At 65.5% G+C, this 13,754-nt stretch carries 8 protein-coding genes; 2 read left to right on the plus strand and 6 right to left on the minus strand.

Going from position 1 to position 13,754, the window contains the following annotated elements:
• Positions 1–90 precede the first annotated feature (90 nt).
• Positions 91–234, minus strand: coding sequence for a hypothetical protein (locus tag ACODSM_RS08920; RefSeq protein ID WP_015015020.1), 144 nt, complete (start codon positions 232–234; stop codon positions 91–93).
• Positions 235–315: 81 nt separating this feature from the next.
• Positions 316–1,605: an MFS transporter gene (locus ACODSM_RS08925; RefSeq protein ID WP_488805006.1), complete on the minus strand. Its 1,290-nt coding sequence runs from the start codon at positions 1,603–1,605 to the stop codon at positions 316–318.
• On the opposite strand from ACODSM_RS08925, the gene ACODSM_RS08930 reads away from it, so the two are divergent.
• Complete coding sequence (locus ACODSM_RS08930) at positions 1,604–2,932, plus strand: OmpA family protein (RefSeq protein WP_488805007.1); 1,329 nt, start codon at positions 1,604–1,606, stop codon at positions 2,930–2,932. The genes ACODSM_RS08925 and ACODSM_RS08930 overlap by 2 nt on opposite strands.
• Positions 2,933–3,933: 1,001 nt before the next feature.
• Here ACODSM_RS08930 and ACODSM_RS08935 read toward each other — a convergent pair.
• Entirely contained in the window at positions 3,934–7,077 is a 3,144-nt protein-coding gene (locus ACODSM_RS08935; protein ID WP_488805008.1) for a WD40 repeat domain-containing protein, read from the minus strand.
• Positions 7,078–7,204: 127 nt separating this feature from the next.
• On the opposite strand from ACODSM_RS08935, the gene ACODSM_RS08940 reads away from it, so the two are divergent.
• Positions 7,205–8,140: a M14 family metallopeptidase gene (locus ACODSM_RS08940; RefSeq protein ID WP_488805009.1), complete on the plus strand. Its 936-nt coding sequence runs from the start codon at positions 7,205–7,207 to the stop codon at positions 8,138–8,140.
• A gap of 69 nt (positions 8,141–8,209) precedes the next feature.
• Here the strand turns inward: ACODSM_RS08940 and ACODSM_RS08945 are convergent, their stop codons facing one another.
• The 3 genes from ACODSM_RS08945 to ACODSM_RS08955 form a co-directional block, all read right to left on the minus strand.
• Positions 8,210–9,082, minus strand: coding sequence for a DMT family transporter (locus ACODSM_RS08945; RefSeq protein WP_422849678.1), 873 nt, complete (start codon positions 9,080–9,082; stop codon positions 8,210–8,212).
• 286 nt (positions 9,083–9,368) lie between these two features.
• Positions 9,369–13,022, minus strand: coding sequence for a response regulator (locus tag ACODSM_RS08950; RefSeq protein WP_488805010.1), 3,654 nt, complete (start codon positions 13,020–13,022; stop codon positions 9,369–9,371).
• A gap of 24 nt (positions 13,023–13,046) precedes the next feature.
• On the minus strand, positions 13,047–13,754 hold the full coding sequence (locus ACODSM_RS08955) for a histidine phosphatase family protein (protein ID WP_476017698.1): 708 nt from the start codon (positions 13,752–13,754) through the stop codon (positions 13,047–13,049).

Raw genomic sequence — 13,754 nt, forward strand, 5'->3', positions numbered from 1 at the left:
AAAATAGCTGCAGGGGCTTGTTGAATATGCGCCTGCAGCTATTGATTTGGTAGCGCTTCGCCTTTTGGGGCGGCAGCGCACTGTGGTGGATTACCTGTTTTTTTCTTTGCCCTTGGGCATGACAGTGGTCACGGGCGGCATGGGCCGGTCTGATGCGCTGTGTTCCTTGGGTGGCGAGGTGTCCTTTTTGGGTTTCTTCGCCATCTTGTTGCTGCGCTGTTCGCCTTTGGCCATGGGGCCTCCTTGAAAGGTCTCGGGATGGGACCGTACAAGCATGGTACGTCACAACGTGCGTCGTTGGCGGTCGCCACGCGGCTACATCCCCGCGCCTTGGAGCGCCTGCGGCGCCGCCGCGCCGCTGCGCGCCCGCCGGGCCAGCCGCTGGTCATGTGCCAGTGCCAGTGCGTTCAGCACGGCAAGACCCAGCCCCAGCGCGCAGGTGGCGCCCCAGCCGCCCCACAGCCAGGCCACCGACCCCATGGCCGAGCCGGTCGCTGCACCCACAAAGTAGCTGGTCATGTACACCGCGTTCAGCCGCGCGCGGGCCGTGGGGTCCAGGCGGTAGATCACGTTCTGGTTGCTGATGTGCACGCCCTGCAGCGCCAGGTCGGCCACCAGCATGCCCACCACAAACCACGCCAGGCTGCTCGCGCCCAGCCACAACGCCACCCAGCCCAGCAGCAACAAGCCCACCGACAGGGCCGTGGCCACCTGTGCCTGCCCCCGGTCTGCCATGCGCCCCGCCACACTGGCCATCAGCGCACCCGCCACGCCCGCCAGCCCCACCAGCCCGATGCCTGCATCACCCAGACGGTGCGCAGGTCCCGCGAGCAGTAGCGCCATGGTGGAGAACAACACACTCACCGATGCAAACGACAGCGCACCCAGCAAGGCCCGACCGCGCAACCGGGGGTGTCGCAGCGCCAGCGTGCCCAGCGACCGCAAGACCTGGCCATAAGTTTGCGTCTGTGCCGAGGCTGCATTGCGCGACATCGGCATCACCCACCACAGCGCCAGCGCCACCGCCACCATGGCAACGCCCGCCACGCGGTACACAAGCGTCCAGCCACCCACCTCCGACAGCAGCCCCGCCACGCTGCGCGCCGCCAGAATGCCGGTGAGCAGCCCGCTCATCACCAGTCCCACCGCCCGGCCGCTGCGCCCAGGTGCCGCCAGGGTGGCCGCCAGCGGCACCAGCACCTGCGCCGCCACCGAGAACAGACCGGTGAGCAGCGTGCCCAGCCCCAGCATGGCGTAGCTGCGAGCGAAACCGCTGGTGAACAGCCCGAGCGCCGCCAGCAGCATCAGCGTGACGATGAGCCGCCGCCGCTCCAGCAGGTCACCCAGCGGCACCAACAGCAGCAGCCCCGCCGCATACGCCACCTGCGCCAGCGTCACGATGAGCGCTGCCGATGCATCGCGCACCTGCAGCTGCGTGGCAATGGAATGCAACAGCGGCTGGTTGAAGTAGTTGCTGCCCGCACACAGGCCGCAGGCCACGGCCATGAGCAAGAGCACGGGGGTACTTAGGCCTGGCGCGCCGGGGGGCGGCGCGTCAGGGGGGCGATGTGCGAGTAGGGCGGTGGCAGAAGAGGACGAAGTCATGGAGAGTGCTGGTAGGTATGCCGTGCGCATGCAACGCCCATGCCACGAAACGCTGGGCTCACTATCCAATTTTGATCGGCTTGTCGTTTCGCGCGATGCAAAAGGTTGTCTTCAGAAAGCGAAGTGTTCAGATCCCAAACTTGGCGAACCTGTGATGCATTTGGCAAAAACAGCGCTGTACCGTCCGGGCATCCGTCAAGTGAGGATGGCCTTCGTTCAGCACCTCACCTATGATGCCTTCGGCCTTGATTTACGGGGTGTACAAGACCAAGTCGCGTTGCTAGACATCAGGGGGAGAATGTCCATGAGCTTGAAGATTTTTCGTCAATGGGGAGTGTCGTTGGGCCTTGGTTTTCTGGCCATGGCCTGTGTGGTGCCAGCGCTTGCGCAAGACCTTGCGGGGGCCAAGGACCACCCTGCAGTCAAACGTTTTGGCGGTAGCACCATAGTGGGTTACGAGGTGCGCAACTTTGATGCTGTGGAGTTTCAGACATCCACCTTCAAGGAATTCGATCTGCAGGCCTACCGGCGCATCTACGTGCAGCCTCCGCTCGCACTGGAAGGGAAGCTCACTCGTCTGTGGTACGAGGCTCCCGGGGAAACGCGCTCTTTAGAACTGTTTCGGAACTATGCCAATGACCTCACTGCCAGCGGCTTCACCGCGCTATACGACTCCACGCGCGACAGTGCTGCGGGCAAGTACAACAACTTTTTGGCTACGCTCAGCAGCAGCCGACGCGATTACATCAAAAACAATCGTACTGAGTACGTGATGTACGCGGCCAACGTCAGCAGTCTGCGCACAGGAACCTTTCAGAAGGACAACACCACCGTACGCTTGATCGCTGTGGACTGGCCCAAGGACGACCGGACCTACAAGGCCAAGCAGGGGGCTTACATCGCAGTGGACATCCTCGAAACCAAGGCGATGGAGCAGAACATGGTGGTGGTCAGCGCATCCGACATCAGCAAGTCCATCACGGCTAACGGCAAGGTGGCGATCTACGGCATTCTTTTCGATACCGGCAAAGCCGATGTTAAGCCAGAGTCCAAGCCGTCGCTGGACCAGATCGCCGCGTTTTTGAAGGCCGAGCCTGCTGTCAAGCTGCATGTGGTGGGCCACACCGACAGCGTGGGCAGCTTTGACGGCAACCTGGCGCTATCCAAACGCCGCGCCGACGCCGTGGCGGCCGTGCTGGCCAAGGACTACGGCATTGCGGCCAATCGCCTTGTTGGAAATGGGGTGGCATCGTTGGCACCTGTGGCAAGCAACAGCAGCGACGAGGGCAAGGCCAAAAACCGGCGGGTGGAGTTGGTGCTGCAGTAGGCGGGACGTTGCATGGCGCCTATGCCGGTTCCGTGGACTGTTTGTCCCGCCTGTGCCTCCGCCTGGCCCAGGCCCGCTCACCGGATGCCACTGCGTTACCTCACAGGCAATACTCCCAGGAGATTTCTTGCAATTGGATGGAGCTTTGGAATCTTGCTGGCATTGGCAGACTGCCAACCGCAAGTGGTGGAGTCCTAAGGCTTCGGCGTGCAGATCGCCAAACCCGCTTTGGGGGCAGATGCGGACGTTATGAAGCTGGTCACGTGGACTTTGGGACTAAGCAGTAAGCGATGTTGCGGCGCTCTCGCTGTCGAGTGCGGTATGAGTTTGTTTGCTGCGTCAAACGAGAGGCGGTTGTGGGCCATAGGGAATTTACGTTAGTGCCTCTCAAAGTTGGGGATGGCGTTCAGTCGTTCGCAAAATTCAGCCGTGTATGACGACCGCGTGCCCCATCAACTTCAAACTTCGGTCCACTGGGGGAGCACGCTGTGCCGCTGTATCAATCAGATTTGGTCTCCGACGTAGTTTCTGCATTCAAAGAGATTCATGGCGAACTGCCTTTCACGTTGCTGTTCGTTCAAGAGGTGGCGAATGCGACGAATCGCTCGTTCACCGGAATGCGCGATTTCAGTTGCTCGCCTCCAGAAATTGCCATTCGACGGGAGCTGCCGGATAGTGAGCTAGTGGAAGTGCTCTGTCATGAGTTCGCGCACCTTGCTTGCGGCTTATCGGCTGCTCACAATGAGCGTTGGGAGGCGTGTAGAGAAAATCTCCACCTTCGTGTGGCGTCAAAGCAGTTTGCAAGGCGCTAGAAAGGGGCATCGCAAATGCGCAGCCCTGACTGATGGTTCAGCGCTGGCGCTATGACAGGCCTTGACTTCGCCATTTACAAATTCTGTATCCGTGTCCTGCGCGCGATGGCGCTGGTGATCTAGAGCGGTGAGCTTGCGCTTTGAGCTGCCGCTTCAGATCGCACATGGCTGTCCACAGCCTTCCTCTACCTACCACCGCACCGGCCCCGCCTCGTCCCGCCAGAATATCCAACGCCGCGTCTCCACGTACGGCGACGTGCCAATGGAATAGGGGTCCATGCCCGTCTCGCGGTGCTCCAGCCGCACCAGGTAGCCGCCGTAGCTGGCCGCCCACAGCGTTGCGCCATCGGGCGATACGTCGATGGCGCTGATCGTGCTGCCGATGTGGTGGCGCCACAGTGCTTGACCTTCGTCGCTGCAGGCGTGGAGGTAGCCGTCGGCGTCACCCAGGATCACCAGGCCGGGCAAGGTGGCGGAGGCGTACACACGGCAATGTTCGTCCAGTGGCGGGACGTCCGCATCCGCATCTGCCGCCTCTTGCGATGCAGTGCTGAGCGGGATCGAGCGCGTACTGCCCCAGTACAGGTGGCACGAATTGGCAAACAGGTGTGTGCCGTCGTGCGAGAACACGGCGTGGTGGGGATAGGACGACAGGGGCTCATGTTCAGCCACCAAAGCGCCGTGCGCATCCAGCACGATGTGCTGGCTGTCCTGGTCTCCGACCGCGATATGGCGTTCGTCGGTTGATAGGGCCATGTGCAGCATGTCCAGCGCCAGCACCGTGACAGTCTTTCCTCCGACCTCTTCGTCCATCTGGTTCTTGGGCCAGGTGTAGGGGCCATCTGCGTCAAATGTCTGTGGGTGCAGGCGTTGAATCGTGCTCTCCGCGCCTGGCGCTGTGCAGGTCAGCACATAGACCCCCGTGGGGTTGCGCAGTAGCACGCGCAGGCCGTCGTTGAACGGGATGATGTCATCGCAGCGCTGACCCAGCGGGCCGGCCGACACCTGCACCTGCGGCGGCAGGCCTTCGTTGCCGCGCGGCAGTGTGAACCGCGCAATCACCGGGCCACTCCATCCCCGGTGGGTGGTGATGTGCCGGCCGTCGCTTTGGGCAAAACACTGGCGATCGGGCGAGCGGCCCACGCCACGGATGCCGGGCAGCAGTGCGTGCTCGGTGCCTTGCAGTACCACCCAGTGAGCGTCGTCGTCATGGGCAGCGCCGATGCGTGCGATCACGCGGTCATCCTCCAGCACCCATACGGGGCCGATGAATTGCCCGGCTTTGGCAGCGCGTTTCACATACGCGTCCGGAGCAAAGGCAAAGCGCTGGCGAAAGCGCGTGGCAAGCTCTTCGTCCGCCCAGCGGCTCACCACGCGTGCGAGTTGCAGCACGGTGGGCGCGTCGGCCTTGCGCGGGTCTTCGGGCAGAGCATCTTCGTCCTCTGCTTGTTCTTCGTCTCCACCAAGGGCTGCGGAGGCGTCGGCAGGATCGGCAGGGTCAGCAGTATTGGCATCGCGGGCTAGCTGGCTCGCGCGGATGGCCGCCACGTAGGCTTGCCCATCGGCCTGCCACTGCTCCGACAGGGTCATGAGTTCGACGGGAAACACGGCTGCATCGGGCAGGTCGGGCGGCAAGGGTGGGGTGGCCAGCAGTTGCACGGCAGCTTCGATGCGGCGGGCCTCGGCCTGCTGGGCCTGCGCCTCTTCGTGCCGTGCGCGGATACGGGCCTGCACCCGGCCGTGAAAGCGCAGCAGGCGGGCAAGGTGGTCGGCGGCGCAACGGGGCAGGGGGGCGCGGCTGTCGCTTTGGCGCTGGGTGTAGCTGAACTCGACCGCGGCAGGCCCTTCGCGCGCCTCGTCCACATCAATCTGGTAGGCGCTGTGGGCGTTGTCTTCGTCGTCGCCCGGTGCATCGTCTCCATTGCGCCAGCTGTACTTGAGCGCGCGGCCCCAGGGTTCGCCATCGTGCATGCAGGGCTGGCGCGCGCCCACCCAGACCTCGTCCTCCCAGTAGCCGTTGCGGTCGCTGTCCCACCAGTCGTTGTACTGCTCGGTGAACACGGGCAGGCTGGTGAAGGCCTCGATGTGCTCAGCCGTCATCGTGGCTTGCAGGCGCTGGTAGAGGGGGTACCGCGCGCGGTGCTGGCCCACGGCCTTGCGCACATAGTCCAGCACCCCGCGCCACGCGTGTTCGCAGGCCTGCCAGGCGTCGGGGGCGTGGCCGGGCTCGGTGGGGGGCGCCAGCACCTGCCAGTCGCCAGGCTCGCCCTGCGTGTAGCGGCGGTACAGCAGCGTGCGCTGGGCGACCGTGGGGGCCGCGTGGCGCCACAGCTTGGTGGCCACGCGCTCCAGCCAGTTGCGGGGCGCGGGCACCTGCTCCACCGACAGGTAGAAGTCCCAGGTCTTCCAGACGGTGATGAACACGTTGTCGTCGCGCGCGTCGCCCTCGTCGTCCACATGCCGCTGGCAGAGCGAAAAATCGGTCTGCTGAAACCAGCCGTAGGCCTTGTGCTCCTTGTGCGCAATCACCGGCGTGCGCACCACGGCCAGGATGTTGTTGATGCTGATGGCATCGCTGGCGCACAGGTCGTGGGCCACGGGCTGGTCGGCGTGGATGTCGGCGCTACTGCGCACCGCGCTGTGGCCTGCCCGCACAGCGGCAAGCACCTGGCGGCGGTTGATCATGGCGGCCAGGCCGTCTTCGCCAGCATCCACGCCCTCGTGGAACTCGGGGGCGAACACGGCGCCCACGATCTCTGCCGAGAACTCTGCACGGTTGGGCACACCGCGCACTTCGTCCAGCAAAAACTCCACCTGTTCGGGGCCTGCGATGTCCACGTGGTACCCGTCGGTGAACAGCGCCACCCGGGCCTGCAGCCCCCCGCGCACACGCAGCTCGCCATGGTTGTAGTGGCCCCACAGCAGCTCGTTCACCTGCAGCGCGCCCTGCACGTACACCAGCTGCCCGCCCACAACGGCGTTGTGCAGATGCGCGTTGCCGGTGACGATGAGGTGGGTGGTGCCGTCGGTGTCCGCGCTGGTCAAAGCGCCGTCGATGCGCAGGTCTCCGTCCACCAGGATCAAAAACGGTGCACGGGGCACCGAGGCATCACCAGGGCCGTCTGGAACGTCATGCAGCCACTGGCGCAGCGGGCTACCTGGGGCCAGGGGGGCGTCGAGGTGCAGCGCCGGCCAGTGCGCACCGCCCGTGATCCACAAGGTGGCTTCGTCCGCCAGAGCGTCGGGTTCTTCCGCCAGGCGCTGGGCGATCCAGCAGTCGGCAGGAAGGCGGTGGGCCACGTCGGCCAGCGGGCAAAGTCGGACAGTGGTCATGGGGCGGGGCGCGGAAGGGGCCGGAGAAGGGCACGTGAGGGGCTCAACCGGCGGGCATCGTACACCGCGCCCTGCAACGATCCGGCTTTGCGCCGACAATGATGTGTCATCTTATTAATTCACCGCCATGACGCAGAACCCCCCCGTTTTTGAAGTCCTCCCCCGCGACCTCTCGGCTTACCGCCAGGGCAATGTGGGCATTGACTATGTGCACCGCTTCGAGTCGGGCAAGCCTGGCCCGCATGTGCTCATCAACGCCCTCACGCACGGCAACGAGATCTGCGGCATGGTGGCCGCCACGCATCTGCTGGACACGGGCGTGCGCCCCCTCATCGGCACGCTGACCATCAGCTTTGCCAACGTCGCGGCTTACGAGTCGTTTGATCAGAGCCGCCCGTTCGAGAGCCGCCAGCTGGTGCACAACCTCAACCGCATCTGGTCGGCGGCCGAGTTGGATGGCACGGCGGACAGCCCCGAGCTGCAGCGCGCCCGCGTCCTGCGCCCGGTGGTGGCTGCGGCTGATCACATCCTCGACATCCACTCCACCAGCCAGGACGTGCAACCTTTCTGGGTGTACCCGGCCTACCCGCGCAACGCGGAGGCGGCGCTGGCCATCGGCCGCCCGCCGGTGCATCTGGTGATGCCCAGCGGCCTGGGCTCGGGCACGCCGCTCATCCAGCACGGCCGTCACGGGCAGGCCGAAGGGGGCGGTGTGGCGGTGGTGGTGGAATGCGGCCAGCACTTCCGCCAGTCGGCGGCTGACTTGGCCACGGCCGTGGCGCTGGACTTCCTGGTGCACTTCGGCCTCATCGCGCCGGTGGCTGATCGGCCCGCACCCGCCGAGCAGCGCCGCTACGAGCTGCTGGAGACCTGCATGGTGCGCACTACCGACTTCCGCTTCACGCGGCCCGTGCAAGGGTTTGAAGTGTTTGCCAAGGGGGACCTCATCGCCACCGACGGCCCGCACGAGATCCGCGCGCTGTGCGACGACTGCACCATCCTCATGCCCACCCGCGAGCCCATCGTGGGCCGCGAGGCGGTGTACCTCACGCGGCCGATCTGACCCGGCTGGTACGACGCCAGACATGCGGGCGCGTCGCCCGACGGTCTGGCTGCAACCGCCTGACGTTGTTCAGGGCGGAACCACCGCCTGTGTGCGCTCCTGGCGCACGAGGTACAGCCCGCTGCCGATGATGATGGCGCCGCCCAGCAGCGTGCTGTAGCCAGGCACCGTCTGCCACAGCACCCAGTCCAGCCCCATGCCCCAGGCCAGGGCCGTGTATTCAAACGGGGCCACCACCGAGGCCTGCCCGTGGCGAAACGCCTCGGTGATCGCCAGCTGCCCCGCAAACCCGGTCACGGCCAGCCCTGCCACCAGCGGCCAGTGGGCCTGCGCCACGCTCACCCACTGGGGCCACGCCAGCGCGCCGGCGCCCAGCGCCAGCAGCGTAGTGGTCCAGAACACCAGGCTGGCGCTGGAATCGGTACGGGTGAGCATGCGCCCCGTGATGGCCGATACCGCATAGCAGGTGGCTGCTGCCAGCACCGCCAGTGCGCCCAGGGTAAAGAACGCCTCCTGGTTGGGCCGCAGGGCCACCAGCACCCCCACCATGCCCAGCACAATGGCCACCCAGTGAGCGGGGCGCACCTTTTCGCGCAGCACCACGGTGGACAGCGCGGTGATGAGCAAAGGGGCAATGAAGAACAGCGTATAGGCCTCGGCCAGCGCCAGTTCGCGGATGGCAAACGCAAACAGCGCCAGCATGGCCACGTTGAGCCCGCCGCGCAGCAGGTGCAGCGGCCAACGCACCTTCAGCAGCCGGGGCACTTCGCCGCGCCACAGCGCGTACAGCGCCACCAGCGGCAGCGCCGCCCAGCCCCGCAGCGCCGCAACCTGCATGGCGGGGTAGTGGGCGCTGAGCGTCTTGAGCAGCGCATCCATCAGCGAGAAGAAGCCCACGGCCGCCACCATGGCGAGGATGCCGCGCAGATTGCCCGCGGGCATCGCCAAGCCTGCAGAGGCGCTCGGCCGCGCCTCAGACATTGTGTGGCCCTGTGGCTGCGTGCGCGCCAGCGAGGCCTCGCTGGCGGTCATGGGGGGCAGGAGCCTGCGCAGAGAAGAAAAGGCGCGGGAAAAAGCGCGGCAATGGCGGGCTGGGCAAAGGCATGGGAAGGTGGGCTCCGCAGGACTGGCGCGTTGAGAGGCCAGCACATGGCAGGGCGTGTGCAGCGAGGCCAAAAAGTGTAGCGCAGGCACGCCGCGCCGCCTCGCTGAGTTTTGTCAGCCGCGCTTACCCTAATGATGGGGTGGGCGCGGGCGTGTTGGCCGGGGCGGCATCGCTACTGGCTCCACCGTCCGCTGTGGCGAGGATGGCGTCGAGCAGTGCCAGCGCCTGCACAAAGTCGAACCCATCGATGGCCTGGGCCAGCGCCTGGGCGTGGTCCGGGTAGTGCTGCAGCATGGCGGGGTGCAGCCCGGCGTAGGCTGCGCTGGCATCGAGGTCGTCGCTGGCCAGCAAGGGCCGCAGTGCCCGCAAGCCTGCTCGCAGATGCTCGGCATCGGCTGCAGGGGCCACGCTGGTCGGCTCTGCGGCAGCATCCAATACGAAGTGCAGGGATTGCACCAGTTGTTGTAGTCGCACATCCAGGTCTTGCAGCGCGTGTTGGGTGTCGGCATCCACCCCCCCTTGCGGTGTGGCTTGCACCCTGGCCTCGGCTTGCTGCGCGGCCACCTGCAAGCCGGTAAGGCCGGCAGTGCCCGCCAGGCCCTTGAGCGTGTGCAGGATGCGCTGCGTTTCAGCCAGGTCACCGCTTTGCCAGGCCTGCAACGCCTTTTGCGCGTCGTGGGGGTGTTCCACCACCATGCGTTGCAGCAGACGCACCAGCGCCGCAAAGTTGTTGCCCAGCGACCGCAGTCCCTGCTCCAGCTGAAAGCCTGCCACGCCCTGGAGTTGGGCCCGCATCTGTGCTTCGTTCTGCAGCGTGGGGGTCGATGTTGCAACGCTGGGCGTTGGGGTTGCGCCCGTGGCGTCCACGGCATGGGGCAGCAGGCGCGCCAGCACGCGCGCCAGTTGTGCCGGGTCCACAGGCTTGGGCAGGTGGTCGTTCATGCCAGCGGCCAGCGCGGCGGCGCGGTCTTCGGCGAAGGCGTTGGCCGTCATGGCCACGATAGGCGTCTGCGCATGGCCTGGCAGCGCGCGGATCTGGCGCGTGGCCTGCAGGCCGTCCAGGTGGGGCATCTGGATGTCCATCAGGATCAGGTCGTAGTGACGTTCGCGCGCGCGCTCCACCGCAATCGCCCCGTCGCCCGCCATATCCACGGCAAAGCCCAGTTGGCGCAACAGCTCACCCGCCACCTCCTGGTTCAGCGTGTTGTCTTCGGCCAGCAGCAATTGCAGCCCCGGGGTGAAACGGACGGGCGCATCGGCGGCCAACGCGGGTGCAGCGGCCTCTGGCAGTTGCGCATGGTTCCACACGCGCACCAGCACGTCTTCGAGTGCGGTGGGCAGTACGGGTTTGGGCAGGAAGGCCGCAAACGGACCGGCATCCACCTCGTCGGCAGGGCAGCTCAGGCTGCCGCTGACCAGAATGCAGGCGGGGCGGTGTTGGAGCGGCAAGGCGCAGATCTGTTGCCAGGTCTGGGTGCCATTCAGGCCCGGCATCAGCCAGTCGGTGAGCACCAGCTCGTAGGGGTCGCAGAGTTCGTCAGCCTGTGCCACCGCTTGCACGGCCTGCGCGCCGGACGACACCGCGTCGGCCCGCGCTCCCAGGTGGGTGAGCATGTCGGCCAGCAGCTCACGGGCTTCTTCCATGTCGTCCACCACCAGGACGCGGGTGCTGGGGGGCAGGGCCTGCACATGCTGCGGTGCGGCAGCCTGGGAGCTGATGCCAAAGGGCGCCTCAAACCAGAAGGTGCTGCCCTTACCGGGCTCGCTGCGCACACCCACTTGCCCGTCCATCAGGTCGGCCAGGCGGCGCGAGATGGCCAGCCCCAGGCCGGTACCGCCGTGGGTGCGAGTGGTGGAAACATCGGCCTGCTGAAACGCCAGGAACAGCTTGCCCTGTTGCTCGGGGCTCAGCCCGATGCCGGTGTCGCGCACCTCAAAGCGCAGGCGCACCTGGTTGGCTTCGCGGTGGGTGACAAACGCGTGCAAAGACACGCTGCCGCGTTCGGTGAACTTGACTGCGTTACCCATGAAGTTGGTCAGGATCTGACCCAGCCGCATGCCGTCCCCATGCAGGATGGGGGGCACACCTGCAAGTTCGGCCATCACCTCCAGGCCCTTGGCCTCGGCCTTGTCGCCGGTAATGGTGAACACGTTGCTCACCACCTTCTCCAGCTCGAAATCGGTCGGGTCCAGGGCCATCTTGCCCGCCTCGATCTTGGAGAAATCCAGGATGTCGTTGATGACGGCCAGCAGGTGCATGGCAGCGCCCGACACCTTGTCGAGTTGCTGGCGCTGGTGCGGGTTGGTGGTGTCGCGGCGGATCAGGTGGGTCAGCCCGATGATCGCGTTCATGGGCGTGCGGATCTCGTGGCTCATGTTGGCCAGGAAGGCGCTCTTGGCCTGGTTGGCCTCGTCGGCCATGGCCTTGGCACTGCGCAGCTGGGCATTGGTGTGCTGCAGTTCCAGCGTCTGCTGTGCGAGGGCTTGGCTGGTCTTTTCGAGATCGAGCGTGCGCTCGGCCACCAGTTGTTCCAGCTCGTCGCGGTAGCGGGCCAGTTCCCGCTCGGACTGCTTGCGGCTGGTGATGTCCACCCAGATGCCGGTCATACAGTCGCGGTCATGCAGGTGAAGGGGGCGCATCGAAACCCAGAAGTCGCGGACGCTGCCGGCCTTGTCACGCCGCTGGGTCTCGAAGTCCAGGCCGCCCTGGGCCTGAATGCGCTGGAGCTTTTCATCGACCTTGCTTCTGTCCGGGTCCAGTTGCAGGTCGTAGAGGTTCATCAACGAAAACTCTTCGCGCGTGTAGCCCAGCGATTCGTAGGTGGCATCGTTGAAGCTCACGAACTGCAGGGTCTGCATGTCCAGCACCACGATGCCGATGGGCGCCTGGCTGATGATGTTGGCGTGCAGTTCCTCCCGGTCGTGCAGCTCTGCCAGGGCCAGACGGCGTTCGTCCTGTGTTTTCTGAAAGGCCAGCACCGCATTGGCCATGTCCCCAATGAGCGTGCCTTCGCGTGCGGCCATGGCCTTGATGCGGGAAAAGGTCTTGTAGTCGCTCAAGCCGCTTTCGCCGCGCGACAGCTTTTGCAGGATGGTGTTGAGCCGGTCCAGCTGGCGGGATGTGGACCGCGACAGCACAAACCACAGGGCCAGAAACACCAGCGCGGCCAGCGTGCTGTAGAGGCGCATGCGGCGATCGAAATCCTGCAGCTGGTTGCGCGTGCTGGCAGCGTTCTCTATGGCGTGGTCCATGAAGGTTTTGGCAATGTCGCCCATGCGCAGTGCGAACACACCGTAGTACGCCGTGGCGCTGATCAGGTGCTCGCCTGCCGCTGACTGGTCGATGGCCATCTGGTCCGAACTCATCAGCGCAAACTGGCGAAACTCTTGAAAGGCTCTGAGCGCAGCGGGGTAGTGGGTGCTGACATGCGAGAAGTCGTGGGCTGTGGTCAGCCCCGTCAGGTCCTTTTCGAGCGCGGCCATTTCGTCCACGATGAGCCCGTGGAGCTGGTAGGCCTTGGCTTCGTCCACCTCGCGGTATTTGGAGACAGTCAGGGTCTGTGTCAGTCGCAGCTTGATCTCCAGCAGTTTTCGGCTGATGGCCTCCGCCTTGGCGGCCACCTGGATGTCTTCCTCCTGGCTTTGCAGTGCTTTGCGCTGCACGGTTTGGGTGTGCTGCTGCACTGCGTAGTCAAACCCCATGCCCACCAGAACGGCCAGCACCACTGGCAGAAAGAAACGCAGAAAAAACCGTTGGCGTTTGAGCAGGAGGAGCATGGGCGAGGGGTGGCGCGAGATGGGTCAGCGCTTGGAGGAGGCGGGCAGCAGGGCGGCCCAGTGAGACGGCGGAATGCTGCCCAGGTATTCAAACCGCGACTGCCCCAGCGGACGCAGCACCATCATCGTTCCCTCGGGCTTGACGAAATAACCCATCAGGTCCGCCATGTTGGGCGCGTGGGCCACGATGACGCGGTTGGTGCCGGCAGGAACCGGGGTGGATACCAGTGCCCGCGTGGCGGCGATCACCGGCTTTTTCTGCTCGCTCGTCAGGTTGGCGGTGTAGGCCAGAAGGGGCTCTGCGCGCAGCAACTGGGGCTGCGTGGCAAAGGTGAGCTGTGCGCTTTCGCGCGCCCTGCACAGCGGGCTGTGGATGACCTCGCCCACGGGAATGCGGGCACGCTGCAGCGTCACACCCAGTTCGCGCGCCTGCTGCCGCCCGGCATCACTGAGGACCCGCTGGGTATTGCAGTCGTTCAGGTCCACCTGCGGGGCCTGGTCTACCCGGCTGCTGTCGGTGGCGCCATGGCGCAGGTACAGCACAAAACCGCCCCGGCGCATTTGCGCCAGCAGGGCGGGGCTGACGAGAGTTTCCTGAAAGTCCTGGTCCTGTGCGCTGCATCCCCCAGGCCACCCTGCCGCCGCCGCAACGGCCAGCACACAAGCACCCACCGTGGCCCGGCAGACGGGCGGGCTGCCGCGCAGTGCGATGGCCGGGGACAAGGCAAGCAT

It is taken from the genome of Acidovorax sp. FG42 (genome assembly GCF_057809195.1).